Origin of the sequence: Duganella sp. Root336D2 (assembly GCF_001425005.1) — a bacterium.
Taxonomy (GTDB): domain Bacteria; phylum Pseudomonadota; class Gammaproteobacteria; order Burkholderiales; family Burkholderiaceae_D; genus Rugamonas.
Genome location: NZ_LMDB01000033.1, coordinates 116,731 through 142,268, shown reverse-complemented (window position 1 = coordinate 142,268; position 25,538 = coordinate 116,731). Strand labels below are relative to the sequence as shown.

24 protein-coding genes are annotated in these 25,538 nt (G+C 62.8%); 22 read left to right on the top strand and 2 right to left on the bottom strand.

Annotation, left to right across the window (positions count from 1 at the left end):
- Positions 1-65: 65 nt before the first annotated feature.
- From ASD07_RS18960 to ASD07_RS18945, 4 genes are read left to right on the top strand one after another with little or no spacing between them, the layout of a single operon-like run.
- Positions 66-803, top strand: coding sequence for an AzlC family ABC transporter permease (locus ASD07_RS18960; RefSeq protein ID WP_055933911.1), 738 nt, complete (start codon positions 66-68; stop codon positions 801-803).
- Entirely contained in the window at positions 796-1,125 is a 330-nt protein-coding gene (locus ASD07_RS18955) for an AzlD domain-containing protein (RefSeq protein ID WP_055933909.1), read from the top strand. Before ASD07_RS18960 ends, ASD07_RS18955 begins: the two co-directional genes overlap by 8 nt.
- 3 nt (positions 1,126-1,128) lie before the next feature.
- Positions 1,129-2,031, top strand: a complete 903-nt coding sequence (locus ASD07_RS18950) for a hypothetical protein (RefSeq protein ID WP_055933908.1) — start codon at positions 1,129-1,131, stop codon at positions 2,029-2,031.
- Between the two features lie 52 nt (positions 2,032-2,083).
- Complete coding sequence (locus tag ASD07_RS18945) at positions 2,084-2,452, top strand: VOC family protein (RefSeq protein WP_055933906.1); 369 nt, start codon at positions 2,084-2,086, stop codon at positions 2,450-2,452.
- Here the strand turns inward: ASD07_RS18945 and ASD07_RS18940 are convergent.
- Positions 2,449-3,393 (bottom strand): alpha/beta fold hydrolase, encoded by a 945-nt coding sequence (locus tag ASD07_RS18940; protein WP_055933904.1) that lies wholly within the window; start codon positions 3,391-3,393, stop codon positions 2,449-2,451. The two genes, ASD07_RS18945 and ASD07_RS18940, sit on opposite strands and share 4 nt — an antisense overlap.
- Before the next feature lie 161 nt (positions 3,394-3,554).
- On the opposite strand from ASD07_RS18940, the gene ASD07_RS18935 reads away from it, so the two are divergent.
- The 9 genes from ASD07_RS18935 to ASD07_RS18895 all read left to right on the top strand — a co-directional run bounded on the left by ASD07_RS18935 (position 3,555) and on the right by ASD07_RS18895 (position 13,664).
- Positions 3,555-4,424 carry a helix-turn-helix domain-containing protein gene (locus tag ASD07_RS18935; protein ID WP_055933902.1) on the top strand — a complete coding sequence of 290 codons (870 nt, stop codon included), beginning with the start codon at positions 3,555-3,557 and terminating at the stop codon, positions 4,422-4,424.
- A 130-nt stretch (positions 4,425-4,554) separates the two neighbouring features.
- On the top strand, positions 4,555-5,748 hold the full coding sequence (locus ASD07_RS18930; protein ID WP_055933900.1) for a phosphoglycerate kinase: 1,194 nt from the start codon (positions 4,555-4,557) through the stop codon (positions 5,746-5,748).
- A 64-nt stretch (positions 5,749-5,812) separates the two neighbouring features.
- Entirely contained in the window at positions 5,813-7,282 is a 1,470-nt protein-coding gene (gene pyk, locus ASD07_RS18925) for a pyruvate kinase (protein WP_055933898.1), read from the top strand.
- 37 nt (positions 7,283-7,319) lie between these two features.
- Complete coding sequence (gene fba / locus ASD07_RS18920) at positions 7,320-8,384, top strand: class II fructose-bisphosphate aldolase (RefSeq protein ID WP_055933896.1); 1,065 nt, start codon at positions 7,320-7,322, stop codon at positions 8,382-8,384.
- A gap of 123 nt (positions 8,385-8,507) precedes the next feature.
- A complete protein-coding gene (locus ASD07_RS18915) occupies positions 8,508-9,404 on the top strand; it encodes a phosphoribosylaminoimidazolesuccinocarboxamide synthase (RefSeq protein ID WP_055933894.1) in 897 nt (298 codons plus the stop codon).
- A gap of 3 nt (positions 9,405-9,407) precedes the next feature.
- Positions 9,408-9,905 carry a 5-(carboxyamino)imidazole ribonucleotide mutase gene (gene purE / locus ASD07_RS18910; protein WP_055933891.1) on the top strand — a complete coding sequence of 166 codons (498 nt, stop codon included), beginning with the start codon at positions 9,408-9,410 and terminating at the stop codon, positions 9,903-9,905.
- Between the two features lie 35 nt (positions 9,906-9,940).
- A complete protein-coding gene (locus ASD07_RS18905) occupies positions 9,941-11,074 on the top strand; it encodes a 5-(carboxyamino)imidazole ribonucleotide synthase (RefSeq protein ID WP_229207221.1) in 1,134 nt (377 codons plus the stop codon).
- Complete coding sequence (locus tag ASD07_RS18900; protein WP_055933887.1) at positions 11,071-12,084, top strand: L-threonylcarbamoyladenylate synthase; 1,014 nt, start codon at positions 11,071-11,073, stop codon at positions 12,082-12,084. The genes ASD07_RS18905 and ASD07_RS18900 overlap by 4 nt, the downstream gene beginning before the upstream one ends.
- A gap of 44 nt (positions 12,085-12,128) precedes the next feature.
- Positions 12,129-13,664 carry a S9 family peptidase gene (locus ASD07_RS18895; protein ID WP_055933885.1) on the top strand — a complete coding sequence of 512 codons (1,536 nt, stop codon included), beginning with the start codon at positions 12,129-12,131 and terminating at the stop codon, positions 13,662-13,664.
- Here the strand turns inward: ASD07_RS18895 and ASD07_RS18890 are convergent.
- Positions 13,624-14,967, bottom strand: coding sequence for a S41 family peptidase (locus ASD07_RS18890; RefSeq protein WP_082507432.1), 1,344 nt, complete (start codon positions 14,965-14,967; stop codon positions 13,624-13,626). The genes ASD07_RS18895 and ASD07_RS18890 overlap by 41 nt on opposite strands.
- 282 nt (positions 14,968-15,249) lie before the next feature.
- Between ASD07_RS18890 and ASD07_RS18885 the strand changes: the two genes are divergently transcribed.
- From ASD07_RS18885 to dmpG, 9 genes are all read left to right on the top strand, one after another.
- Positions 15,250-16,623, top strand: a complete 1,374-nt coding sequence (locus tag ASD07_RS18885) for an SGNH/GDSL hydrolase family protein (protein WP_055933881.1) — start codon at positions 15,250-15,252, stop codon at positions 16,621-16,623.
- A gap of 21 nt (positions 16,624-16,644) precedes the next feature.
- Positions 16,645-17,325, top strand: coding sequence for an OmpW family protein (locus tag ASD07_RS18880; RefSeq protein WP_055933879.1), 681 nt, complete (start codon positions 16,645-16,647; stop codon positions 17,323-17,325).
- A gap of 310 nt (positions 17,326-17,635) precedes the next feature.
- Positions 17,636-18,409, top strand: coding sequence for a glucose-1-phosphate cytidylyltransferase (gene rfbF / locus ASD07_RS31815; RefSeq protein ID WP_055933877.1), 774 nt, complete (start codon positions 17,636-17,638; stop codon positions 18,407-18,409).
- Positions 18,391-19,509, top strand: a complete 1,119-nt coding sequence (rfbG, locus tag ASD07_RS18870) for a CDP-glucose 4,6-dehydratase (RefSeq protein ID WP_229207211.1) — start codon at positions 18,391-18,393, stop codon at positions 19,507-19,509. The genes rfbF and rfbG overlap by 19 nt, the downstream gene beginning before the upstream one ends.
- Positions 19,506-20,831, top strand: a complete 1,326-nt coding sequence (gene rfbH, locus ASD07_RS18865; protein WP_055933874.1) for a lipopolysaccharide biosynthesis protein RfbH — start codon at positions 19,506-19,508, stop codon at positions 20,829-20,831. Before rfbG ends, rfbH begins: the two co-directional genes overlap by 4 nt.
- Entirely contained in the window at positions 20,831-22,660 is a 1,830-nt protein-coding gene (locus ASD07_RS18860) for a thiamine pyrophosphate-binding protein (protein WP_055933872.1), read from the top strand. Before rfbH ends, ASD07_RS18860 begins: the two co-directional genes overlap by 1 nt.
- A gap of 5 nt (positions 22,661-22,665) precedes the next feature.
- Positions 22,666-23,616 (top strand): NAD(P)-dependent oxidoreductase, encoded by a 951-nt coding sequence (locus ASD07_RS18855; RefSeq protein WP_055933869.1) that lies wholly within the window; start codon positions 22,666-22,668, stop codon positions 23,614-23,616.
- Positions 23,613-24,515 carry an acetaldehyde dehydrogenase (acetylating) gene (locus ASD07_RS18850; RefSeq protein ID WP_055933867.1) on the top strand — a complete coding sequence of 301 codons (903 nt, stop codon included), beginning with the start codon at positions 23,613-23,615 and terminating at the stop codon, positions 24,513-24,515. The genes ASD07_RS18855 and ASD07_RS18850 overlap by 4 nt, the downstream gene beginning before the upstream one ends.
- Positions 24,508-25,536 carry a 4-hydroxy-2-oxovalerate aldolase gene (dmpG, locus tag ASD07_RS18845; protein WP_055933865.1) on the top strand — a complete coding sequence of 343 codons (1,029 nt, stop codon included), beginning with the start codon at positions 24,508-24,510 and terminating at the stop codon, positions 25,534-25,536. The genes ASD07_RS18850 and dmpG overlap by 8 nt, the downstream gene beginning before the upstream one ends.
- The last annotated feature ends 2 nt before the right edge of the window (positions 25,537-25,538 follow it).

Sequence of the window (25,538 nt, the reverse complement as noted above, 5' to 3'; positions counted from 1 at the left end):
TTTAATGCATCCCGGCAGCGAAAAGCATTCGTCGGTAGAATGTCGGCTTTCCCAAGCGGTTGCAAATGAGTTCTCCAGATAGCCTGCCCGATGTCGCAGCCCACCACGAGCCATCCTGGCGCGCAGGGCTGAAAGACGGCACCCCAACCCTGTTCGGCATCACCGCATGGGGCCTGGTGGTGGGTGTGGCCATGGTCAAATCCGGCCTGACCGTAGGGCAGGCGCTGGGCATGACCCTGCTGGTGTTTGCCGGTTCCGCGCAACTCGCCTCGCTGCCGCTGATCGCCGCTGCCGCGCCGATCTGGGTGATCTTCCTGACCGCAGTGGTGGTCAATCTTCGATTCGTGATTTTTGCCGCCATACTGGCGCCGCATTTTGCCAAGCTGCCGTTATGGCGCCGCTTCCTGCTTGGCTACGGCGCCGGCGACATGACCACCGCCTTTTTCATGCAGCGCTACCCGACCGAAAAGCCGGAGGCAGGCAAGGTGTCTTACCTGCGCGGCCTGCTGTACCCAAACTTTCTCGCCTGGCAATCCGGCTCCATCGCCGGCATTTTGCTTGGCAGCGCAGTGCCGGCCGAATGGGGACTCGGATTTGCCGGCACGCTGGCGATTGTCTGCATCACAGTGCCGATGGTGGCCAGTCGTCCGGCCTTGTGCGGCGCGCTGGTAGCCGGCGTGACCGCAGTGCTGGCGCATGGCTTCCCGTACAAACTGGGCCTGCTGGCCGCGGTCCTGGTTGGCATGGTCACTGCCATGGCGGTTGAAGGAATGATCGAACGACGAAAGGGCGCCAATGTCTGACCTTGAAATCTGGCTGACGATCGGCGCCCTGGTTTGCGCCACTGCAGTCACGCGCTCCTCGTTCTGGGTGATCGGCGAGCACGTCTCGATCCCGACCCGGGTGCAGGAGATGCTGCGCTATGCACCCGCCTGCGCGCTGGCCGCCATCATCGGGCCCGACCTGCTGCTCGACCCGCAAGGCACAGTCGAATTCAGCCTCCACAACTACAAGCTGCTGGCTGGCGCCGCCGCCATCGCCTATTACCTCGTTCGCCGAAATATGCTTGAGACAATTGTGTTCGGCATGGCATGCTTTACGGCATTGCGATTAATTCTCTCCTAAACTATGGCACGAAACTTCCTGATCCCAGCTTTGCTGATGATTGCCGGCGCTACCCAGGCGGCAGACTTTTATGGAGACGGAAGTTGCCCATCGGCGGTGACGACGGCGCAAGAGGCGGCAAACAAGGCCGACTGGATCATGGAGGCCACCGTTTACACGATCATTACCTTCAACGGCAAACTATATCCCTCCGATGTGACTGTTGAAGAAGCCAAGATGGTGGCCGAACGCGATCCGAAAAAGATCGGCAAGTCGTTGACGCTGGAAATCAGCCCCTGTTTTGCCGGCGGCCGGAAACCATTCAAGGCGCGCGGCAAAGATCAAATGGAAGGTAAGCGCTACCGCTTCTACGGCACGCGCCATGCCGTATCTCCACTGCGCCGGTTCTTCTATATGGAGCCGGTCGAGAAACAGATGCCCGCGATCCAGGATGCAATTTCGCGGTTGGTGACACGTCCCCACGAAAATAAGGGGGCGAAAGCGTTGGCAGACGGATGGCAGCATGTTCGCTCGACCGAAGGCGGCTTTTCTGTCGACCTGCCAGGGGAAGTATTCGACGCGACCAAGGCGAATGGCGATGCACCCGGATTTATCTTGCGCTCCAAAGACACATTTGGCTCTACCTTCATGGCTGTATTCGAGCGGTCGGGCCGCGATGCAGGCATGCACCGTAGTTACGATCAGCAAATGGAGAAGGCGAGTCCCGAGCAGGTAGTGAATTTCAGGGGATACCCATCGGTCCTGTCGAAAGGTTCCCTTCCTGGCGAGAGCACAATGGCAACCCGTAGCCTGTTTATTCGCGTGCCGGGAGGTACATACATGCTTGGTGTAACAATGCCCCAGGGTGCTGAGGGCGAGTCGCTGAAGAGCTGGGAACGGTTCACAAATTCCCTGGTGTTCAACTAAGCAACCAGTAGCGCGCCGTCCTGAAATCTCAATAGCACAGTTGGGAGGATAAATGGTCGAACTGGATCACATGATTTTACGGGTGAGCGACCCGGCGGCATCAATTCGCTTTTATGAAGGCGTGCTGGGCTTCCAGCATGAGGGCAGGGCTGGCCCGTTCGAGATCGTACGCGTCAGCGAGGGTTTCACGCTGGACCTGCTGGCGGAGCCGCCAACCATGCACCTGCACCTGGCCTTCCGCGTCGAGCCCGAACACTTCGAGCGCGTGATGATGCAGTTGCGCGAGCGCCGCATTCCGTTCGGCGGCAACCATATGGACCGCTCGGGCAGCACGCCCCAGCCCCAGTACGGTGCGCGCGGACTGGCGCTGGCTTGCTACTTCGAAGACCCGGACGGACACAACCTGGAGATCCGCTACTAAACCTGCCACAGCTTGCGCGCTTCTTCGGCAATGATGTCGGGGAATTCTTCCTGGAAGAACAGCTTGCCTTCCGGGATGGCGCGAATGCCCTGCGAGCGCGGGAAGAGCTGGTCCAGGTAGCGCGCATCGGCGAGCGTAAAGATCGTATCGCTGGCGCCCCAGACCATTTTTACGGGAACGCTGCTGCGCCGTAGTTCGGCCTCAATGCCGGCCAGCGGGTTCGGCGACAGGGCATTGTGGAATTCATGGTATTGCTTGCGCCGCAGCGGTGAACTCACCAGCGGGGCGGCGTAGTATTCGATGATTTCATCCGTCAATTGCGCGGGATTGTGGAAGACGGCGGCGCCAAAAGTGGCGCGGGCCATTGCCTTATTGGTCAGCCATTTGGCAGTGTCGTCGGCCAGGGTGCCGTTGCGCGCCATCTCCAGCACTGGGGCGATTTCAGCGGGCGGGCTGTGCGGTTCGATATCACAGTTGGTCAACATCATGCTGCGCACGCGTTGCGGGTAGCGCAGCAGGAATAGCTGCGCGACGGCGCCACCGCTGTCGCTGGCGATGACATCCACTGTGCCGGCGCCGAGCTTGTCGAGCAAGGCGGCCAGCATGTCGGCCTGGGCGGATGCTGCCAGCGACTGGTGCGCGGGCGCTTCCGAATATCCCAGGCCCATGAAGTCGGGTGCGATGCAGCGGCGGTGCGGCGACAGGCGCTCAAGCGCGCCGCGCCACTGGAAGCTGTTCAGCGGGGCACCGTGCAGGAACAGCGCTGCTGCCGGTCCGTTTCCGCGCTCGACGTAGGCGATGCGGCCAAAGGGCAGTCCGGCAAAGCGGCGCGCTGCGCGGAATTTTTCGACCTCGGTTGCGGCGGCGGCATTGGATAGCTGCGGAACGGTGCTGGCGGCAAGCGCTGCGCCAGCCAGGGAAAGGAAGTTTCGGCGTTTCAATTGAGGTCTCCATGCGGTGGCTGATTGATTGGACTGATGCTATCGGCAGCGCTGGCAGGCCGCGCGCATAATCGGCCGCTGGCGAGCACAATCGGCCGATTAATTTATTGCGCCTTGGCCGGAATCGGCGCACTCTCCCATTTCCTGCGTGAGAGGACGCAATGACTAATCGACCAACGTGTTACCCGGTGCGGGAGGAGGTGCCGCTGCTGGATGTTTTGACTTCGCCCGTCCCGCACGGCCGCTTCGATTCGCCGGTGGATGGCCGGCATGTGCTGTGCCTGCATTTGGGCGCGCCGGTGCCTGTCAGCTATCGCGCTTGCCGGTATGAACGGCAGGGGACCCGGTTGCACGGCCAGTTCTGCGTGGTTCCAGCCGGCTCCAGCACGCGCTGGACGTTGACGGCGCCTGCTACCTCATTGCTGCTGCGCCTGAACCCATCGCTGATGAGGGAGACTGCCGAGCACATGCGCCTGGGCGCTGAGCTGGCGCCTGCCATTCACCTCCGCGACCCTCAAATTGAGCACATCGGCTGGATGATGCGAGCCGAGGAGCAGGACGGCCATCCCAGTGGCCGCATCTTTGCCGACAGCCTGGCCAGCGCCTTGGCCGCGCGATTGCTGGCGCTGCAAACGCCAGCCTCCCGCCTGCCCGCCGCGGCGCCCGCCCGCGCCTTGCCGGCCTGGCGGCTGCGCGCCGTCCAGGACTATATCGAAGCCAGGCTCGACCAGGAGCTGACGCTGGCGGAACTGGCAGCCGTGGCCGGTTTCAGCGTTTCCCACTTCAAGGAACTGTTTCGTCAGGCAGCCGGGATGCCGGTGCACCGCTTTGTCCTCGCCCGCCGCGTTGAGCGTGCCCGACAGCTACTGCAGGAAGGCATGCTGACCAATACCGAGATCGCGCTGGAGGCCGGCTTCTCGCACCCAAGCCATATGGCCCGCAGCGTTCGCCAAGTGCTGGGCCTGACACCTGCACAATTGCGCGACGATGGTTTGAGAAAGATCAAAAGTGCGGTTTTCGTGTCCAAATGACAGACCTGGCACTGAATTTGATTGATGCAATTGCAACTAAATATCGGCCTTACCCGAGCTTATCAGGCGGCTAAGGGGGCTCGGCTTAAGGTAAAATAGCGCTCTTTCCAACTGTGACCCCTGAGTAACCATGCTGAAATTCAACCGCCTGGAAGACCTCGTAGCGCAGAACGCGCTGCAGGGCAAGCGCGTCTTTATCCGTGCAGATCTGAACGTGCCGCAGGATGATGCGGGCAATATCACCGAAGATACGCGCATTCGTGCTTCGATTCCGGCGATTAAGGCGGCCTTGGGCGCCGGCGCAAAAGTCATGGTTACCTCCCACCTGGGCCGTCCAACCGAAGGCGAATTCAAAGCTGAAGACAGCCTGGCGCCGATCGCCAAGCGTATGTCGGAGCTGCTGGGCCAGCCGGTTGAACTGAAGCAGAACTGGGTCGATGGCGTGGAAGTCGCCGCTGGCCAGGTTGTGTTGCTGGAAAACTGCCGCGTCAACAAGGGCGAAAAGAAGAATTCCGATGAGCTGGCCGAGAAAATGGCCAAGCTGTGCGATGTGTACGTGAACGATGCTTTCGGTACCGCGCACCGCGCTGAAGCTACCACCCACGGTATCGCCAAGTTCGCTCCGATCGCTTGCGCCGGCCCGCTGCTGGCCGCTGAGCTGGATGCGCTGGGCAAGGCCCTGGGCGCGCCGGCACGTCCTCTGCTGGCTATCGTTGCCGGTTCCAAAGTGTCGACCAAGCTGTCGATCCTGAAATCGCTGGCTGACAAGGTGGACAACCTGATCGTCGGCGGCGGCATTGCCAATACCTTCATGCTGGCTGCCGGCCTGAAGATCGGTAAGTCGCTGGCCGAAGCGGACCTGGTGGCCGATGCCAAAGCCATTATCGACATGATGGCTGCCCGTGGCGCCCAGGTGCCGATCCCGACCGACGTGGTGTGCGCCAAGGAGTTTGCGTCGACCGCTGTGGCTACCGTCAAGGATGTGGCTGACGTGGCGGACGACGACATGATCCTGGACATCGGTCCGAAGACGGCGGCCAAGCTGGCGGCCCAGATCGCCGAAGCTGGCACCATCGTCTGGAACGGCCCGGTGGGCGTGTTCGAGTTCGACCAGTTCGGCGAAGGCACCAAGACCCTGGCCATGGCAATCGCCAACTCCAAGGGCTTCTCGATCGCCGGTGGTGGCGACACCCTGGCGGCAATCGCCAAGTACCAGATCACCGACAAGATCGGCTATATCTCCACCGGCGGCGGCGCCTTCCTGGAATTCCTGGAAGGGAAGACCTTGCCGGCAGTGGAAATCCTGGCGCAACGCGCCCAGTAACACGGTAAAAGGCGCCCGCAAGGCGCCTTTTGAACTTTTTTAAGCTCACACGAAGGAAACCTTCATGGCACGTGGTACCAAGATCGTCGCAACTATCGGCCCAGCATCGACCGACCTCAGCATCCTGATCCAGATGATCAAGGCGGGCGTCGACGTGGTCCGCCTGAATTTCTCGCATGGCAAGGCGCAGGATCATATCGATCGCGCTGCGCTGGTGCGAAAGGCGGCTGCGGAATGCGGCAAGGAAGTGGCGATCATGGCCGACATGCAGGGTCCGAAGATCCGTATCGGCAAGTTCGAGAACAACAAGATCGAGCTGGCCAAGGGCGACAAGTTCATCCTCGACGCCAAGTGGGGCGAAAATGGTGAGCTGGGTAGCCAGGAGCGCGTGGGCCTGGACTACAAGAGCCTGCCGAGCGACGTGAGGCCGGCCGACGTGCTGCTGCTGAACGACGGCCTGATCGTGCTGACCGTGGATAAGATCATCGGCAGCGAAATCTATACCACCGTGAAGATCGGCGGCGAGCTGTCCAACAACAAGGGCATCAACCGCCAGGGCGGCGGCCTGACAGCGCCGGCGCTGACCGCCAAGGATATGGAAGACATCAAGACTGCGATGTCGTTCCAGGCCGATTACCTGGCGATTTCCTTCCCGAAAAATGCTACCGATATGGAAATGGCGCGCCAGCTGGCCAATATCGCCGGCGAGCCATTCGGCTTCAAGCCGCTGATGATCGCCAAGATCGAGCGCGCGGAAGCGATTCCTGCGCTGCAGGAGATCCTGAACGCTTCCGACGGCATCATGGTGGCCCGCGGCGACCTGGCTGTTGAGGTAGGCAACGCCGCCGTGCCTGCGCTGCAGAAGCGCATGATCCGCATGGCGCGCGAGTCGAACAAGATTGCCATCACCGCGACCCAGATGATGGAGTCGATGATCTTCAACGCGGTGCCGACGCGCGCCGAAGTATCCGACGTGGCGAATGCCGTGCTGGACGGTACCGATGCCGTGATGACCTCGGCCGAGACCGCGTCCGGTAAATACCCAGTGGAAACTGTGGAAATGATGGCGGCCATCTGTACCGAAGCCGAGCAATCCGAATACAACAAACTCGATGCGGACTTCCTGAACGCCCGCTTCACCCGCATCGACCAGTCGATCGCCTATGGCGCCCTGTTCACCGCGCATCACCTGCGCGTGAAGGCGATTGTGGCCCTGACCGAGTCCGGTTCCACCGCGCTGTGGATGAGCCGCCACAACATCGACACCCCGATTATTGCGCTCACGCCGAGCACCACCACCCAGCGCAAGCTGGCTTTGTACCGTAATGTTTGCACCCACCAGCTGATGCAGGACGCACCGACCGACGTCGTGCTGCGCAACGCGGAAGACCTCCTGGTAAAACAGGGTATTGCCCAGAAGGGCGATATGATTGTGGTTACCTGGGGTGCACCGATGGGCAAGGTGGGCGGCACGAACGCATTGCGTATCGTGAAAGTGGGTGAGTTCACTCACCGCGCCGACTCGGCACGATAAACGCTAACGATTTCTTTATTGTTATTGGAGTTCTACCATGTCCCTCGTATCCATGCGCCAACTGCTGGACCACGCCGCTGAACACGGCTACGGCATCCCGGCTTTTAACGTCAACAACCTGGAACAAGTGCAGGCCATCATGGCCGCCGCCGACGCTGTCAACGCGCCGGTGATCATGCAGGCTTCCGCTGGCGCCCGTAAGTACGCTGGCGAGGCGTTCCTGCGTCACCTGATCGACGCCGCGATCGAAGCCTACCCGCACATCCCGGTCGTCATGCACCAGGACCACGGCCAGTCGCCGGCAGTCTGCATGGCTGCAATCAAATCCGGCTTCTCGTCGGTGATGATGGACGGTTCCCTGATGGCTGACGGCAAGTCCGTTGCTTCCTACGAGTACAACGTGGAAGTGTCGAAGGAAGTGGTGAAGTTTTCCCACTCCATCGGCGTGACCGTGGAAGCGGAACTGGGCGTGCTGGGCTCCCTGGAAACCATGAAGGGCGACAAGGAAGACGGCCACGGCGCGGAAGGCACCATGACCCGCGAACAGCTGCTGACCGACGTGGCGCAAGCTGCCGACTTCGTGCAGAAGACCCAGTGCGATGCGCTGGCAATCGCTATCGGCACCTCGCATGGCGCCTACAAGTTCACCCGCAAGCCAACCGGCGACATCCTGGCGATCGACCGCATCAAGGAAATCCACGCCCGCATTCCTAACACCCACCTGGTGATGCACGGTTCGTCGTCCGTGCCGCAGGAACTGCTGGCCATCATCCGTGAATTCGGCGGTGACATGAAGGAAACCTACGGCGTGCCTGTGGAAGAGATCCAGGAAGGCATCCGTCACGGCGTGCGCAAGATCAATATCGACACCGATATCCGCCTGGCCATGACTGCGGCTGTGCGCAAGTACATGTTCGAAAACCCATCGAAGTTCGATCCACGCGACTTCCTGAAGCCAGCCCGCGCTGCTGCTGAAGAAGTGGTGAAGGCACGCTTCCTGTCGTTCGGCTGCGAAGGCCGTGCGTCCCTGATCAAGCCGATCTCGCTGGAGAAGATGGCTGAGCGTTACAAGGCCGGCGAGCTGGCCCAGATCGTCAAGTAATAAAACCGGTAAGGCAGGGTCGGACCCAAGGGTCTGACCCGGACACGCGACCGCCGCCGGTCGGGTCTGACCCTTGGGTCTGACCCGGGTTTACCGGTTTAAAACTCTCAAAGTACCCCCGCCATGAACAGCCTGTACAAATCCTCCATCAAATCCCTCCCCCTGCTGGGCCACGGTAAAGTGCGCGACAACTACGCCGTCGGCACCGACAAGATCCTGATCGTCACCACCGATCGCCTGTCCGCGTTCGACGTTGTGATGAACGAGCCGATCCCCGGCAAAGGCATGGTCCTGAACCAGATGTCCGATTTCTGGTTCGAGAAACTGGGCCACATCGTCCCTAACCACCTGACCGGCGTGACGCCGGAGTCCGTGGTGGCACAGGACGAAGTGGAGCAGGTGAAAGGCCGCGCCGTTGTGGCGAAGCGCCTGAAGCCAATCCTGGTGGAAGCGGTGGTACGCGGCTACATCATCGGCTCCGGCTGGAAAGACTACCAGGCCAGCGGTTCCATCTGCGGCATCAAGCTGCCGGAAGGCCTGCAGCAAGCCGACAAGCTGCCGGAACCAATCTTCACCCCGGCCGCCAAGGCCGACCTGGGCGAACACGATGAAAACATCTCCTTCGAAGAGATGGAAAAGAAAATCGGCGCCGAACTGGCTGCCAGGATCCGCGAAGTCGCGATCAAGCTGTACACCACCGCTGCCGACTACGCTGCCACCAGGGGCATCATCATCGCCGACACCAAGTTCGAATTCGGCCTGGACGACAACGGTGTCCTGCACCTGATGGATGAAGTGCTGACCGCCGACTCTTCGCGCTTCTGGCCGGCCGACTCCTACCGTCCAGGCATCTCGCCGCCGTCCTACGACAAGCAGTTCGTGCGCGATTACCTGGAAACCCTGACGGACTGGCAGAAGACCCCGCCGGCACCAGCGCTGCCAGCGGAAGTGATCGAAAAGACCCAGGCCAAGTACTTCGAAGCCATCGAACGCCTGACCGGCGAAAAGCTGAAGGTATAAGCCATGTCCGATCAAAACAAGCCATTGGTCGGCATCATCATGGGCTCGTCCTCGGACTGGGACGTGATGAAGAACGCGGTCGACATGCTGAAGCAGTTCGGCGTGCCGTATGAAGCGCAAGTGATCTCCGCCCACCGCATGCCGGACGAGATGTACGCCTACGCCAGGAGCGCCCGCGCTCGCGGCCTGCGCGCCATTATCGCCGGCGCCGGCGGCGCGGCCCACCTGCCTGGCATGGTGGCTGCAATGACCATCGTGCCGGTGCTGGGCGTGCCTGTGCCCTCCAAGTACCTGCGCGGCGAAGACTCGCTGCTGTCCATCGTGCAGATGCCGAAAGGCGTGCCGGTGTCGACCTTCGCCATCGGCGAGGCTGGCGCTGCCAACGCGGGCCTGACCGCGGTGGCGATCATCGCCACCACCGACGATGCGCTGGCTGCCAAACTGGAAGAATTCCGCGTGACCCAGACCGCGGCCGCTAAAGCAATGGTTTTGCCTGTATGAGCAATGTGAAGAACCCTCCAGCGTGGCTGGGCGTGATGGGCGGCGGCCAGCTTGGCCGCATGTTCGCGCACGCCGCGCAGAGCATGGGCTACAACGTGGCCGTGCTGGAGCCTGCCGCTGACTGCCCTGCGGGGCAGGCGGCGAATCGCCTGATCAACGCCGGCTACAGCGATGCCGCCGGCCTCGATGCACTGGCTGCGCAATGCGTGGCTGTCACCACCGAGTTCGAGAACGTTCCGGCCGACAGCCTGTCGCGCCTGGCGCAATCGGTCTTCGTGGCGCCGAATGCGCACGGCGTGTCCGTGGCGCAGGACCGCATTGCGGAAAAGAGCTTCTTCGTCGCCAGTGCCGCCAAGTCGGGCGTGATGCCGGCGCCGCATAAAGTCATTGCGGCCGACGCCGATATCGACGCCATCAGCGATGACCTGCTGCCGGGTATCCTGAAAACTGTCCGCATGGGCTACGACGGCAAGGGCCAGGTGCGCGTGAAGTCGCGCGACGACGTGCGTGCCGCCTTCGACGGCATGGGCAAGGTTACCTGCCTGCTGGAGAAGATGCTGCCGCTGGCGTATGAAGTGTCGGTGCTGACCGCACGTGCTGCCGACGGCGCCTCGGTGGTCTACCCGATCGCCGAAAACGTGCACCGCGACGGCATCCTGTTCACCACCACTGTGCCGGGTCCGAACATCACCGACGATTGCGCCGCCAAAGCGCAGGCCGCAGCGAAAGCCATCGTGGCGGAGCTGGGCTACGTCGGCGTGCTGTGCATCGAGTTCTTCGTGCTGGCCGATGGTTCGCTGGTGGTCAACGAGATGGCGCCGCGTCCGCACAACAGCGGCCACTACACCATCGACGCCTGCGTCACCAGCCAGTTCGCACAGCAGGTTCGTGCCATGGCCGGCCTGCCGCTGGGCGATGTGCGCCAGCATTCGCCGGCTGTCATGCTGAACATCCTGGGCGACATCTGGTACGAAGGCGAGGGCGACGATGTACGCGAACCGGCGTGGGACAAGGTCCTGGCGCTGCCAGGCGCCAACCTGCACCTGTACGGCAAGGAAGAACCGCGCCGTGCCCGCAAGATGGGCCACCTGACCTTCGTCGCACCGACGCTGGCGGAAGCGCAGCAGCACCTCAACGCGGCCTGCGCCATCCTCGGGATCGAAGCATGACCGACGCAGCATCGCGCAACATCGCCGGCGCGGCAGCCGCGCTGGCGAACGGCGACCTGGTCGCGTTCCCCACCGAGACCGTGTACGGCCTCGGTGCGGATGCGGAGAACCCGGCTGCCGTAGCAAAGATTTACGCCGCCAAAGGCAGGCCGCAGGACCATCCGGTGATCGTACACGTCGCCCCCGGCGCCGACATCGATTACTGGACCACCGAAGTACCGGATGAGGCGCGCGCCCTGGTGCGTGCCTTCTGGCCCGGCCCGTTGACCCTGATCCTGAAGCGCAATGCCCGCATTCCCGACGCCGTTTCCGGCGGCCAGGATACGGTCGGCATCCGCTGCCCGTCGCACCCGGTGGCGATGCAGCTGCTGCAAGCATTCAAGGAAGGCAAGGGTGGCGTGGCAGCACCTTCGGCCAACAAGTTCGGCAACGTCAGCCCAACCACCGCCCAGCACGTGCATGACGAGTTCGGCGACGACCCGCGCCTGGCCGCCATCCTCGATGGCGGTGCGAGCCAGGTTGGCATCGAATCAACCATCCTCGACATGTCGCGCCTGGCCTCGCATGGCCCGGTGCTGCTGCGTCCCGGCCACATCACGGCACAGCAGATCGCGGACGTGATCGGCAGCATGCCGCGCCAGCCCGACCAGGCCGCGCCGCGCGCCTCAGGCACGCTGGAATCGCATTACGCGCCCAAGGCGCCGGTAGCACTGTTGCCGACTGGCGACATCGAAAAAACCCTTGCGGAACTCACGCTGCGTGGGCGGTGTGCCGCGCTGATCCACTACTCGCCGTTTGCGCTCACTCAACCAAATGTGGCGCTCCCGGCCGAGCCAAAAGGGTATGCTTATGGTGTGTATGCCGCGTTGCGCGCGATGGACCAGCAGCAGGTAGAGCTGATCCTCGTGGAAGCACCGCCGAGCGACGATGCCTGGCTGGGCGTCAACGACCGCCTGCGCCGCGCCGCCTTCGGTTCGACCGGCATTATTGAGCGTTTCCTGAAGTCGTAACCGCAGCGGGGCGGCCCGCCTCCTGCGCAAGCGAGGAGGCAGCCATGTCCCGCAGCACGGTACACATCGCACGCAGTGTGGCGTGCGCCGCCACGATTGCCATGTTGCCCGGCGCGCCGGCGTATGGCGGCGCTGAATCGGGCGCCGTCTCGCGCGCCACGCTGGCCGCGCCCGGACGCGGCACGCTGTTGTCCGGCCCCACCTTGTCCCGTATCGAAACCGGTGTGTTCAGCACCTCCAAGCGCATCGAACCCGAGATGCTGGCCGAAGTGCTGGAAAAAGCCGGCAGTGCGCTGGCCGAAGCTGCCGGCAAACCGCGCTGCACCATCACCACTTACAGCCTGCGGTACAGCACCGTTGGCGGCAGCGGCGAGCCGACTGATGCCAGCACCGCGCTGATCCTGCCGTCCGGGAAGGACCCTGCCTGCCAGGGGCCGCGGCCGGTGCTGCTGTACGCCCACGGTACCTCGACCGCCAAGGACCACAATATGGCGCGCCTGCGCGGCGAGGCCAAGCTGGTGGCTGCCTTGTTCACGGCGCAAGGCTATATTGTCGTAGCACCGAATTACGCCGGCTATGACGGCTCCTCCCTGCCTTACCATCCCTACCTGAACGCGGAGCAGCAATCGGCCGACATGATCGACGCCATGCGCGCCGCCCGCAGCGCGATGGCGCAACTCAAAGTGCAGGCGGCACCGCAGCTGTTCCTGGCCGGCTACTCGCAAGGCGGCCACGTGACGCTGGCCACCCAGCGCGCCATGCAGCAGGGCAGCGAATTCAAGGTTGCCGCTGCCGCGGGCCTGTCCGGACCATATGCGATGGCGCGCTTTTCCGACATGGTGTTCAGCGGCCAGCCGAACGCCGGCATCACCATCTACCTGCCGCTGATCGCCACTTCCGCCCAGCGTGCGGGCGCCGCCATCTACGGCAAGCCGGAAGAGCTGTATGAGCTGCAATATGCCAGCGGTATCGAGACCCTGTTCCCGACCAGGATGACGCGCAAGGAACTGGTCAAGCAAGGCAAACTGCCCAAGGCTGCGCTCTTCGCGCTCGATTCGCAGCCGCAGGGCAGGGGCGCTTCCGCCTATTTCAGCAATCCGCACCTGGTACGCACCAGCTACCGCGACGCCTATTTGCAAGACCTGGCCCAGCATCCCTGCGATGACGGCGACTGCACGCCCGCCAACAACCTGCGTAAATGGATGCTGAAAAACGACCTGCGCAATTACACGCCGCAAAGCCCCTTGCTGCTGTGCGGCGGCAGCAAGGATCCTTCCGTGCCCTTCTTTAACGCCACGGCGGCGGCGGAATATTTCAGCCAGCACGGTGCGCCGCCCACAGTGGTCGACCTGGAAGACCAGGGTACCCAGGACGAGTTCAGCACCGCCCGCCGCAGCTTCGCCCTGATCAGTGCGGAGAGCATGAAGAAGGCGGAGGAAGAAGCGGGCAAGAGCGGCCGCAGCGCCAGCGAACTTCTGATGGAAAGCTACCACTCGCGCCTGGCCGGCGCCCCGTGTTTGCTGGCCGCCCGGAATTACTTCAATTCGCTGCTGCGGCAGGATGCTTCAGGAGCGCCCTGACCAGCGCGTCGCGATCGAAAGGATCGTCGGCCAGCACGATATCCGGCTGCACCAGAGCCGGTTCACGCTTGCCTGAGGGGCGGTCGAGCACGAAGCGCGGCACCACGACTTCGAGCCCGGTGTTCGGCAGCACATGCTGTTTCTGCGTGCCGCCGGTCTGGCGCACGTAGGCGTAGCCGCCGGCGCCGACCAGCCTGGCGAAGCCGTGATCCTGCACCGTATTGCTGAAAAGGATGGCGGAGGAATAAGTCAGGTCGCCCACCAGCACGAAGACCTTGCCGCCAAAGTGCAGCGGATGCGCCGGTTCCGGCTGGACCCAGCTATCGACGTTGCCGCTGACAATATCGCCAACTTTTTCGCCAGGGCCGGCACGGCCCTCCAGCACCTTCTTCACATAGCTCGATCCGTTGCGATAGGGCTTATCCGCGATGTAGCGCAGGATGCCGGTCTTCCACATATCGTCATCGCCGCCGCCGTTTTCACGCACATCGATCAATAGCGTCTGAGCACCGGCATCGCGCAAAGTGGTGAAGGCGCGTCCGGTGAAATCGTAGAAGCGCTGCTTGTCCGGCCAGGCGAACTGGTTGACGGTCAGCAGCCCGACGCCGCCTGGCAGCATGCGGAACTGGAAAGTCTGCTCGAACGATTTTTCACCGGCTACTGCGGCCGGTAGCGAGGCTGCGGCGGGAACGTCCATCTCCTGGGCGCCTGCCTTCAGCATAAAGTGTTCGGCTGCGCCATAGTTCTTCCAGTAGTACAGCCAGAAGCGCCGCTCCAGCAGCTTGTTGCGGAAGGCCGGCGTATCGCCATGCACCAGCGCTCCCAGCTCGCGCAGGATGCGCGCCGACGGCATGCCGTTGATGCTTTCGATGTCGCTGCCTGCCAGTGTGCTTGTGGCGCCGCCCAGGCCGGCGACGATGCGCAAACGTTGCTGGCCGTCGATCATGACCTCGAACGGAAACAGCTTGCCGCCCGCTTGCAGGTGGGTCCGTGTTTCCGCCCGCCAGTCGGGGAAAACGACGCCAAGGTGGGCATCGTTGAAAACCGGATTCATGGCCGCCAGCACGCGCCATGCTTCGTCACGCGACAGCGGCTGGCCAAGCTTGGCTTGCGCCGTCTGGAAGGCTTTCTCGTAGGCTTGCTGCCCCGAGCGCAGCGCCGGTTCCGGGTGCGTGCTTTCGATGGCAGTGCGGACGAATTGCAGGTCTTGCTGCAACTGGGATGGTGTAAACCGGGCTGGATCGGCGTGGAGTGGCGCGCTGCACAGCACTCCAAGGGTAAGGAGAAGGAGAGGGATTTTCATTATGGAAATTATAATGAATGGAATCAAGTCTGTGCTGAAGAGCTGGCGCACGCGGCGTTTCACCGATATCCTGAAGCAGGAATTTGCCCAGCCGGCCTGGGCGGAAGGGGAGTAACTTGCAATGCTGATGTATGGCTGCTACAGTCGCTGCCCTTGATTGAGAAATGCTATCGTTTTTACAAATTTCTACTTGTAACGGGCAAGTGTGTGCTGGCATATTAGTTTGGCAGCGAATAGCACGCACGTTCGCAAAGCACTCAAAAAAACCATTCCGGAGACACAATGCGTCATTTCAAACTTGCCATGACGGTCATGGCAGCGGCAGTTATTGCCGGTTGCGGCGGCAACGATCCACGTCCAGGCGATCAAGCCCCCAAGCTTAAATATTCCTCCCAGATCACCTTCGGCGACAGCCTGTCGGACGTCGGTACCTACAAGGTCGGCACCGTGCAAGCCATCGGCGGCGGCACCTTCACCATCAACGGCGACAGCACCAAGACCAATCCGGCCCTGACCGGCAAGAACTGGACCGAGCTGATGGCTGCACAAGTCGGCCTGCCGGCACCATGCCCGGCCGTGACCGGCCTGGATGGCGATGCCGCCAGTGGCTTCAGCGTCCCGGTGCAAGCCAAGGCAGGCTGCTTTGGCTATGCGCAGGGCGGCGCCCGCGTGACCAATCCTGTCGGTCCAGGCAATAAACTGGCCGGCAGCCCATTGGGCGCGCTGACCGTACCGCTGGTTACCCAGGTCAAGAACCACCTGGCGATCGTGGGCGGCAAGTTCAAGGGCGACGAGATCGTCTACGTCATGGGCGGCAACAACGATGTCCTGATCAGCCTCGAGCAATTGTCGACTGGTGCAACCGCCGCCGGCACTGCTGCCGCCAAGACCGCCTTCGCCACCAGCCTGGCAACCCAGCTGGCGGCCGGCGCCACCAACCCCGCCACTGCCGTGCAATCGATCGCGCTGGCCATCGCCACCGAAGCCGCACGTGCTGGCAGCACCAGCACCTCCATCGTGATTGCCGCCGCGAAGGCAGCCGAGTTGGCTGGCAATGCCGCCGCCGCTTCACCAGCCGTGTATGGCCCGATGGGTGTCAAGGCGGAGGCTGATGCCACTGCCGCCGGTACCAAGGCTGGTGCCGACTACGCCGCCGCGCAGGCGCCGGTCCTGGTGCAGAACATTGCCAAGGCAGGCGCCGAACTGGTGGCACTGGTCAAGACCCAGGTCGTGGCCAATGGCGCCAACTTCGTGGTGGTGAACAATATGCCGGACATCGCCAACACCCCGTCCGGCCTGTCGCAATCGGCCAGCACCCGCGCACTGATCGACGGTATGGTCAAGGCCTTCAACGATACCTTGGCGGCCGGCCTGTCGGGCGACGCCAAGATCCTGCTGGTGGACACGTACAGCGCCAGCCACGACCAGGCAACCAATCCTGCGCCATACGGCCTGACCAATGTCACCGAATCCGCTTGCGACCTGACTCCCGCCAAGAATATCCTGGGCAATTCGCTGGGCTGCAGCGCGAGCAACCTGAAGGCCGGCGATGTGAGCCATTACGCCTATGCCGACACCGTGCATCCGACCCCGTTCCTGCACCTGCTGCTGGCGCGCTATGTTTCGGAAAAAATGGTAGCCAAGGGCTGGCTGTAATTACAGGACACAGGAGACAAAATGACACAAGGTATCAACACCGCCGTAAAGCTGCTGGCCGTCGTGGCCGCGCTGGGCGCAGCGTCGGGCGCAGCGGCGCAATCCAAGGGTGAATGGCTGGGCAAGGTCGGCGTCAACCGCATTTCGCCTGACGTTACCTCGGGCGACGTGACCGCGCCTTCCAAGCCTGGCATCAAGGCTGACGTGGGTTCGGACACCAAGCCGATCTTCAGCATCGGCTACATGATCACCGATCACGTGAGCACCGAACTGATGCTGGGCGTGCCGTACAAGCACACCTTGTACGGCGCCGGCACGATCGAGGGCACCGGCAAGCTCGGTACCGCCGAGGCGCTGCCGCCGACGCTCTTCCTGCAGTACCGCATGTTCGAGCCGACTGCAACCGTGCGTCCCTACGTTGGCGTTGGCTACAGCTACGCCTATTTCCAGAAAGAGACCGGCTCGGCCCAGCTGACCGCCGTGCTGAATACCGGCGGCCAGCCGGCAACCTACTCGCTAGATGCCAAGCACGCAGGCAGCCTGGTGATCGGCGCCACCGCCAAGCTCGGCGAGCGTTACTTTGCCGACTTGAACGTGGTCAAGACCAAGCTCAAGACCACCGCCCACTTCTCCACCGGCCAGACGCTGGACATCAAGCTGGACCCGCTGGCAGTCAGCCTGTCGGTCGGCTACCGTTTCTAAGCCCGGGCCAAGACCGAAAAGCCGCCGCAAGGCGGCTTTTTTCTTTCGAGGTCAGCAACGATCCTGGCGCTATGGCGATAATGCGACAAAGGATTGCTCCGCCATTGTCGAACGATCGAGCCCTAATATAATCGTCAAGGCGACGGTTGCGTCCGGGAATTGTATTTTATGAAAGGCGATTCCGTTGCGTATGGGAAAAAGTAAATTACAATAACGCGCCCGTTCAGGCTGTGGGTTTATTGACATATTGGCACCACGGGTAACAGCCTCCAGATGCCGGGGTTTGTTCTGGACTTTGTAAAGGGCGAAAATGAAAGCAGTAATTTTGGCAGGCGGGCTTGGAACGCGTATTTCCGAGGAAACCCATGTCAGGCCGAAACCGATGGTCGAAATTGGCGGCAAGCCTATCCTTTGGCATATCATGAAGACGTATTCGGCCTACGGCATCAACGAATTCGTGATCTGCTGCGGCTACAAGGGGTACATGATCAAGGAGTATTTCGCCAATTACTTCCTGCATACCTCGGATGTGACTTTCGATATCGCGCGCAACCAGATGGAGGTGCACCAGCGTTACGCCGAACCATGGAAAGTGACCCTGGTCGATACCGGCGAACAGACCATGACCGGGGGCCGCCTGCGGCGCGTCGCCGACCATGTGAAGAACGAGCCGGCTTTCTGCCTGACTTACGGCGACGGGGTGTCCGACGTGAATATCGGCGCCCTGATCGAATTCCACCGCACCCAGAACACCAAGGCGACCCTGACGGCCGTGGTGCCACCAGCCCGTTTCGGCGCGCTCGACCTGCAGGGCGACAAGGTTGTCAGCTTTGTCGAAAAACCCAAGGGCGACGGCGGCTTGGTCAATGGCGGTTTCTTTGTTCTCTCGCCGGACGTACTTGATTACCTGAGCGACGATAAGACTGTATGGGAACGCGAGCCCCTCGAGCGCCTGGCCAGCGAAGGCCAGCTTGCCGCCTTCCCGCATCACGGATTCTGGCAGCCGATGGACACCCTGCGCGACAAGACCTACCTGGAAGAGCTGTGGCAGTCCGGCGAAGCACCGTGGAAGGTTTGGTCGTGAATCCAGGGTTCTGGCGCGGCCGCCGCGTCCTGCTGACGGGCCACACCGGATTCAAAGGCAGCTGGATGGCGCTGTGGCTGCAATCCATGGGCGCGCAGGTGGTGGGCTATGCGCTGGCTCCGCCAACCAGTCCCAGCCTGTTCGACGAGGCTGGGGTAGCGGCCGGCATGGACAGCGTGATCGGCGATATCCGCGACCTGGCCGCCGTGCGCGCCGTGGTGGCCGAGCACCGTCCCGAAATCGTGTTCCACATGGCGGCCCAGCCGCTGGTACGCCATTCTTACGCCGAGCCGGTCGAAACGTATGCCACCAATGTCATGGGTACCGTCAACCTGCTCGAAGCCGTGCGCCTGGCGCCCGGCGTCAAGGCCGTGGTCAACATTACCACCGACAAATGCTACGAAAACCGCGAGTGGCTCTGGGCCTACCGCGAAAACGAGCCGATGGGCGGCTACGATCCGTACAGCAGCAGCAAGGGCTGCGCCGAGCTGGTCACCGCGGCCTACCGCCAGTCCTTCTTTCACGAGAAGGACTATGCGCGGCACGGCGTGGCCATTGCCAGCGTGCGCGCCGGCAACGTGATCGGCGGCGGCGACTGGGCGCAGGATCGCCTGCTGCCCGATATCCTGGCCGCCTTTGAACAAGGCCGCGTGGTGCATATCCGCAACCCGCATGCCGTGCGTCCATGGCAGCATGTACTCGAGCCGCTGCGCGGCTACCTGATGCTGGCTGAAAAGCTGTATGGCGACGGCGTGGCATTTGCCGAAGGCTGGAATTTCGGCCCCAACGACGAGGACGCCATGCCGGTCGGCTGGATCGTCGACACCATGGCCGCGCTGTGGGGCGAGGGCGCGCGGTCACAGGTCGATGCCGGCGAGCATCCGCACGAGGCGACCTACCTCAAGCTCGATATTTCGAAGGCGCGTGCCCGGCTCGGCTGGCAGCCGGCGCTGCGCCTGGAGCCTGCGCTGGGCATGATCGTCGACTGGTCGCGCCAGCGCCAGGGCGGCGCCGACGTGCGCGCCCTGACGCTGGGTCAAATCCACGCCTATCAAAACAAGCTGATTCCAATTATCCAGCCACCAAGTCAAGCAAGATGAGCACACAAAAAACTCCCCAACAATTGCGCCAGGAGATCGCGGCACTGGTGGCCGAATACGGCGCCCTGGCCGGCGCACCGCGCGCCTTCGACCCAGGCACGACCGTGATTCCGCCGGCCGGCAAGGTAGTCGGCACACCGGAAATGCAGATGATGGTCGAGGCATCTCTCGATGCCTGGCTGACCACCGGCCGCTTCAACGACCAGTTCGAGGCGCGCCTGGCCAAGTACCTGGGCGTGGAATTCCTGATCACCGTCAATTCCGGCTCGTCGGCCAACCTGGTTGCGTTCAGCGCGCTGACCTCGCCCAAGCTGGGCGCGCGCGCCATCCAGCCCGGTGACGAAGTGATCGGCGTTGCAGCCGGTTTCCCGACTACCGTCAATCCGATCCTGCAATTCGGCGCGGTGCCGGTATTCGTCGACGTCGAACTGGGCACCTACAACATCGATGCCACGCTGATCGAAGCGGCCATCACCGGCAAGACCAAGGCCATCATGCTGGCCCACACGCTGGGCAATCCGTACAACCTCGAGGCCGTTGTCGCCCTGTGCAAGAAGTACAAGCTGTGGCTGATCGAGGATTGCTGCGATGCCCTGGGCGCCACCTATGACGGCAAGCTGGTCGGCACTTTCGGCGATATTGGCACGATCAGCTTCTATCCAGCCCATCACATCACCATGGGGGAGGGCGGCGCGGTGTTTACCAACAACCCGGAACTGAAGCTGATCGCCGAGTCCTTCCGCGACTGGGGCCGTGACTGCTATTGCCCGCCGGGCAAGGACAATACCTGCGGCAAGCGTTTCTGCCAGTGCTTCGGCACGCTGCCGCCCGGCTATGACCACAAGTACACCTACAGCCACCTGGGCTACAACCTCAAGATCACCGACATGCAGGCTGCCTGCGGCCTCGCCCAGCTCGACCGCGTCGACGATTTCATCGCCGCCCGCAAGGCCAATTTCGCCTACCTGAAAGAGCGCCTGGCCAGCTGTGCGGAGTTCCTGATCCTGCCCGAGGCAACGCCCAATTCCGACCCGTCCTGGTTCGGGTTCCCGCTCACGTTGAAGCCGGAAGCGAACACCGCGCGCGTCGACCTGCTGACCTACCTGGACCAGCACAAGATCGGTACGCGCCTGCTGTTCGCCGGCAACCTGGTGCGCCAGCCGTACATGCAGGGCCGTAATTTCCGCATCTCGGGTGAGCTGACCAACTCCGACCGGATCATGAACGACACCTTCTGGATTGGCGTATTCCCGGGCTTGACCCGCGAAATGCTGGACTACGCCGTTGAAAAAATCGAAGCTTACTTTGGCGTGAATTTCTGATGGATGCACAAGACAAAATCAAGGTTGCCCAGTTGCTGGCCGAAGCCCTGGAACAGCTGGGGATCAAGCATGTTTTCGGCATCATCGGCGCCGGCAATGTCCACCTGTTCGAAGCGATTACCCGGCACGGCTACACCGAGATCGTGTGCGTACACCACGAGCAGGCTGCCGCCATGGCCGTGCAGACCTACTATCGCACCAACGGCCGCCTGGCGGCAGCCCTGCTGACCACCGGCGCCGGTTCCACCAACGGCGTGACCGGCGTGGTGTCGGCCTGGGCCGATTCGATTCCTTGCCTGGTCATCGCCGGCAACGAGAACTCGAAATTCACCTTCGCTGAGAACCCGCTGCGCATGTGGGGCGTGCAGGGCTACGATTCGTGCCAGATGGTGGAGCGTGTATCGAAGTACCAGCAGCGCGTTACCCGGGGCGAGCAGGCCGTGTTTGAACTGGAGAAGGGCGTGCATCATGCGCTGGCCGGGCGTCCGGGGCCGGTATGGATCGAGATCCCGATGGATGTGCAGGCCGCACGCATCACGCGCGACAGCGTTGCGCACTTCGAGGCGCCGGTCGCCACCGGCTACCTGGACGCCGCGGTATCGCAGCAGGTTGACAGCGCGGTCGCCGCGCTGGTGGCGGCCGAACGCCCGCTGCTGTGGCTGGGCAACGGCATTCGCCTGGCGGGCGCCGAGCGTAAGATCGCGCCGCTGCTGGAAAAGCTGGGCATGCCGGCGCTGGTTTCCTGGGCCGGCATCGACATGATCGACTCCGACCACCCGCTGGTCTTCGGCCGCGCCGGCGTGTACGGGCAGCGCTCCGCCAACTTTATCCTGCAAAACAGCGACTATGTGCTGGCCATCGGCACCCGCCTTGCGATCCCGCAGGTCGGATACGACCTGACCGAGCTGGCACGCATGGCGCGCATCGACGTGGTCGATATCGACCACGCTGAAGCGCACAAGCTGGCCAGCCGCACTACGCAGAATATTGTGTGCGATGCGGGAGTCTTCCTCGATGCCCTGCTCAGCCGGCTGGAGGCCATGGCCGCGCTGCCAGCGCGCCAGGAATGGCTGGAGAAATGCCGCGCCTACGAGGCGCAATTCCCCTGGGTGGGCGAAGAGCATGCCGACAAGGGCGGCTTCATGAACTCCTACCGCTTCATGGAGCGCCTTAACCGCCATTTCAAGCCCGGCCAGGTGGTGGTCACCGATATGGGCACCGCCTTGCTGTGCGGCCATCAGGTGCTGCGCATCAAGGATGGCCAGCGCCTGATGACCTCCACCGGCCTGGGCGAGATGGGCTACGGCCTGCCTGCCGCGCTCGGCGTTTCGTTCGCCAACGAGCGCGGCGAAGTCATGTGCCTGAATTGCGACGGCGGCATGATGATGAACCTGCAGGAACTGCAAACCATGGTGCACCACCAGTTGCCGATCAAGCTGTTCATCTTCAACAATGATGGCTACCTGATGATCAAGCATACGCAGAACTCGCTGTTCAGGTCCGGCTACGTTGGCACCGACCGCAAGTCCGGCGTGTCGTGCCCCGACTTTTCCAAGCTGGCGACCGCGTTCGGCATTCCATCGTTCCAGATCCGCAAGTGGGATGAAGTCGATGCGACCCTGGAGCAGGTGCAGGCGGCAACAGGCCCGGTAATCTGCGAGGTCTTCATGCATCCGGAACAGCTGTTCTCGCCGAAGCTCTCGGTCGTTGCGCGGGAAGATGGCAGCCTGGTCTCGCCGCCGCTGGAAGACCTGTCGCCGCTGCTGCCGCGCGATGTACTGGACCAGGCCATGCTGCAGGGCATGCACGAAAAGTCCAGGACCTTGTGAACCCCATGAGCCGCGTTGCCATCCTCGGTGCCAACAGCCAGATCGCCAAGGACCTGATCCTGTCCCTGGCGCGCGAAGGCAGACGCGACCTCCTGCTGTACGTGCGCGACCAGGCTGCCATGCGAGACTGGCTGGCGGCGCGGCAACTGGACTGCGCGGTGCACGGCTACGACAGCTACGGCAGCGCGCCGCATGAAGCGGTGCTGAATTTCGTCGGGGTTGGCGATCCGCAGCGGGCGGCCAGGATGGGCGGCGACATCTTTGCGATTACCCAGCAATACGACGACCTGGCCCTGGCCGGCCTGCGCGCCAATCCGGAGCGCCGCTACCTGTTCCTCAGCAGCGGCGCCGCCTATGGCAGCGGCTTCCTGCAGCCGGCCGGTCCGGATACCGTGGCCAGCCTGGCGATCAACCACCTGGCGCCGCAGGATTACTACGCGGTTGCCAAGCTGCACGCCGAGTGCAAGCACCGCGCCATGCCCGACCATGCGATCACGGACCTGCGCGTGTTCAATTACTTCAGCCGCAGCCAGGACCTGGCGGGTCGCTTCTTTATCACCGACATCCTGCGCGCAATTCGCGACGGCCAGGTGCTGCAGGCCAGCGACAGCCAGATGGTGCGCGACTATTTGCACCCGGACGACTTCCACCGCATGGTGGCCTGCGTGCTCGATGGCGCGCCGGGCAACCTGGCACTGGACTGCTACAGCCGGGCGCCGATCAGCAAGACCGAGCTGCTAAGCCTGATGCAGCAGCGCTTCGGCCTGCGCTATGAACTGGCTGCCGGGGCGGCAGGCGTCAATGCTACCGGCGGCAAGCCGCACTATTATTCGACGCAGAGACTGGCCGCTGCGCTGGGCTATCAGCCAGCCTATTCTTCCGCCGAGGGCGTTGCCGCGGAATCCGCGATCATCCTGGCAAGCGGTAGCGCACCAAAAATGAGTGAAAACAGATGAAATCAACCGACAAACTGAAGATCGCGATCATCGGCTCCGGCAATATCGGCACCGACCTGCTGGTCAAGGCAATGCGTTCGCAGCACCTGACCTGCACCTTGTTCGCGGGACGTAACTTCAATTCGGCAGGCATGAAGCGCGCCAGCCAGTTGGGCGTGCCGATATCCGACCGCGGCATCGAGGCGATCGTCAAGGACCCGGCCATCTGCGATGTGGTGTTCGACTGCACCTCGGCCATGGCTCACGCCGAACACTGGGCGCAGCTGGAAAAGCTGGGCAAAACAGTGGTCGACATGACTCCTGCCAAGCTGGGCGAATTCGCCATCCCGGCCATCAACGCCCAGGCCTGCCTTGACAGCGGAGCGCGCAACATCAACATGATTACCTGCGGCGGCCAGTCCTCGATCCCGATCGCCAACGCCATCGCCAGCGTCCACCAGGGCATTGAATACATCGAAGTGGCGTCCAGCATCGCATCGCGCAGCGCCGGACCGGCGACCCGCGCCAACCTGGACGAATACATTGAAACCACCGAGGACGCGCTGCAGCGCTTCACCGGCGCCCTGCGTACCAAGGCGATCCTGATCCTGAACCCGGCCAATCCGCCGATCGATATGCAGACGACGATCTACGCCAAGATCGCCGACCCGGACCTGGACGCCATCCGCGCCGCCGTCGACGCGATGGTCGCACGGCTGAAGACTTATGTGCCGGGTTACCAGTTGATCGTGCCGCCCACCGTCGACGGCGGCCGCGTGGTCACCACCATCAAGGTGATGGGCAACGGCGACTACCTGCCGCAATATGCCGGCAATCTTGACATCATCAACTGCGCTGCGATCGCGATGGCTGAAATGATCGCCACCGCACCGCAATCCAAGGAGCGCCGACATGGCTAAGAAAATCCTGATCAGCGACCCGACGCTACGCGACGGCAACCACGCAGTGCGCCACCAGCTAAGCCGCGAAGCGTTCGTGGCCTATTGCCAGGCGGCGGACGCGGCACGCGTGCCGATCGTCGAAGTCGGCCACGGCAATGGCCTGGGCGCCTCCTCCATGCTGGTCGGCGAGTGCAGGCTGAGCGACGAGGAGATCCTGTCTACCGCGCGCGCCCACCTGGAGACATCGCGCCTGGGCATCCACGTGATCCCCGGCTTCTGCACCATCAAGAAGGACCTGGCGAAGGCAATCGACCTGGGCGTCGACGTGTTCCGCATTGCCGCCCATTGCACCGAGGCCGACGTGACCGACCGCCACATCGGTTACGTGCGCCAGGCCGGCAAGGAAGCCTGGGGCGTGCTGATGATGAGCCATATGGCCTCGCCGGCGGTGCTGCTGGAAGAAGCCCGGAAAATGGAATCCTACGGCGCGGAAGCGATCGTCATCATGGACTCGGCCGGGGCCTACTTCCCGGATGAAGTGAGCGAACGCATTTCCACGCTGGCCAACGGCCTGTCGATTCCGGTCGGCTTCCACGGCCATAACAACCTGGGCATGGCGGTGATCAACTCGGTGAAGGCGGTGCAAGCCGGAGCCACCATCATCGACGGCACCATCCGCGGCTTTGGCGCCGGCGCCGGCAACACCCAGCTGGAAGTGCTGGTGGCGGTGTTCGAGCGCATGGGCTTCGAGACCGGCATCGACCTGTACAAGATCCTCGACGCGGCCGACATCGCCGAGAAGGAATTCAACCCGGTGGCGCCTTCGATCTCGCCGCTGTCTATCGTTTCCGGCCTGGCCGGCGTGTTTTCCGGTTTCGCCAAGCCGGTGGCGCGCGCCGCCCAGGACTATAACGTCGACCCGCGCGACATTTTCTTCGGGCTCGGCAAGCGCAATGCAGTGGCTGGCCAGGAGAGCCTGATCATCGAGGTTGCGCGCGACCTCGCCGAACAACGTACTGCCGCCGCAACGAAAGGCTGACA

Excerpts from the sequence above, each read along its gene's own strand:
- ASD07_RS18885 (WP_055933881.1), top strand. The coding sequence starts at position 15,250 with ATGCGTCATTTCAAACTTGCCATGACGGTCATGGCAGCGGCAGTTATT.
- ASD07_RS18895 (WP_055933885.1), top strand. The coding sequence starts at position 12,129 with ATGTCCCGCAGCACGGTACACATCGCACGCAGTGTGGCGTGCGCCGCC.
- ASD07_RS18960 (WP_055933911.1), top strand. The coding sequence starts at position 66 with ATGAGTTCTCCAGATAGCCTGCCCGATGTCGCAGCCCACCACGAGCCA.
- ASD07_RS18900 (WP_055933887.1), top strand. The coding sequence starts at position 11,071 with ATGACCGACGCAGCATCGCGCAACATCGCCGGCGCGGCAGCCGCGCTG.
- ASD07_RS18935 (WP_055933902.1), top strand. The coding sequence starts at position 3,555 with ATGACTAATCGACCAACGTGTTACCCGGTGCGGGAGGAGGTGCCGCTG.
- fba (WP_055933896.1), top strand. The coding sequence starts at position 7,320 with ATGTCCCTCGTATCCATGCGCCAACTGCTGGACCACGCCGCTGAACAC.
- ASD07_RS18915 (WP_055933894.1), top strand. The coding sequence starts at position 8,508 with ATGAACAGCCTGTACAAATCCTCCATCAAATCCCTCCCCCTGCTGGGC.
- ASD07_RS18945 (WP_055933906.1), top strand. The coding sequence starts at position 2,084 with ATGGTCGAACTGGATCACATGATTTTACGGGTGAGCGACCCGGCGGCA.
- ASD07_RS18850 (WP_055933867.1), top strand. The coding sequence starts at position 23,613 with ATGAAATCAACCGACAAACTGAAGATCGCGATCATCGGCTCCGGCAAT.
- purE (WP_055933891.1), top strand. The coding sequence starts at position 9,408 with ATGTCCGATCAAAACAAGCCATTGGTCGGCATCATCATGGGCTCGTCC.
- rfbH (WP_055933874.1), top strand. The coding sequence starts at position 19,506 with ATGAGCACACAAAAAACTCCCCAACAATTGCGCCAGGAGATCGCGGCA.
- ASD07_RS18950 (WP_055933908.1), top strand. The coding sequence starts at position 1,129 with ATGGCACGAAACTTCCTGATCCCAGCTTTGCTGATGATTGCCGGCGCT.
- ASD07_RS18880 (WP_055933879.1), top strand. The coding sequence starts at position 16,645 with ATGACACAAGGTATCAACACCGCCGTAAAGCTGCTGGCCGTCGTGGCC.
- ASD07_RS18930 (WP_055933900.1), top strand. The coding sequence starts at position 4,555 with ATGCTGAAATTCAACCGCCTGGAAGACCTCGTAGCGCAGAACGCGCTG.
- dmpG (WP_055933865.1), top strand. The coding sequence starts at position 24,508 with ATGGCTAAGAAAATCCTGATCAGCGACCCGACGCTACGCGACGGCAAC.
- ASD07_RS18890 (WP_082507432.1), bottom strand. The coding sequence starts at position 14,967 with ATGAAAATCCCTCTCCTTCTCCTTACCCTTGGAGTGCTGTGCAGCGCG.
- ASD07_RS18955 (WP_055933909.1), top strand. The coding sequence starts at position 796 with ATGTCTGACCTTGAAATCTGGCTGACGATCGGCGCCCTGGTTTGCGCC.
- pyk (WP_055933898.1), top strand. The coding sequence starts at position 5,813 with ATGGCACGTGGTACCAAGATCGTCGCAACTATCGGCCCAGCATCGACC.
- ASD07_RS18855 (WP_055933869.1), top strand. The coding sequence starts at position 22,666 with ATGAGCCGCGTTGCCATCCTCGGTGCCAACAGCCAGATCGCCAAGGAC.
- ASD07_RS18905 (WP_229207221.1), top strand. The coding sequence starts at position 9,941 with ATGGGCGGCGGCCAGCTTGGCCGCATGTTCGCGCACGCCGCGCAGAGC.
- rfbF (WP_055933877.1), top strand. The coding sequence starts at position 17,636 with ATGAAAGCAGTAATTTTGGCAGGCGGGCTTGGAACGCGTATTTCCGAG.
- ASD07_RS18860 (WP_055933872.1), top strand. The coding sequence starts at position 20,831 with ATGGATGCACAAGACAAAATCAAGGTTGCCCAGTTGCTGGCCGAAGCC.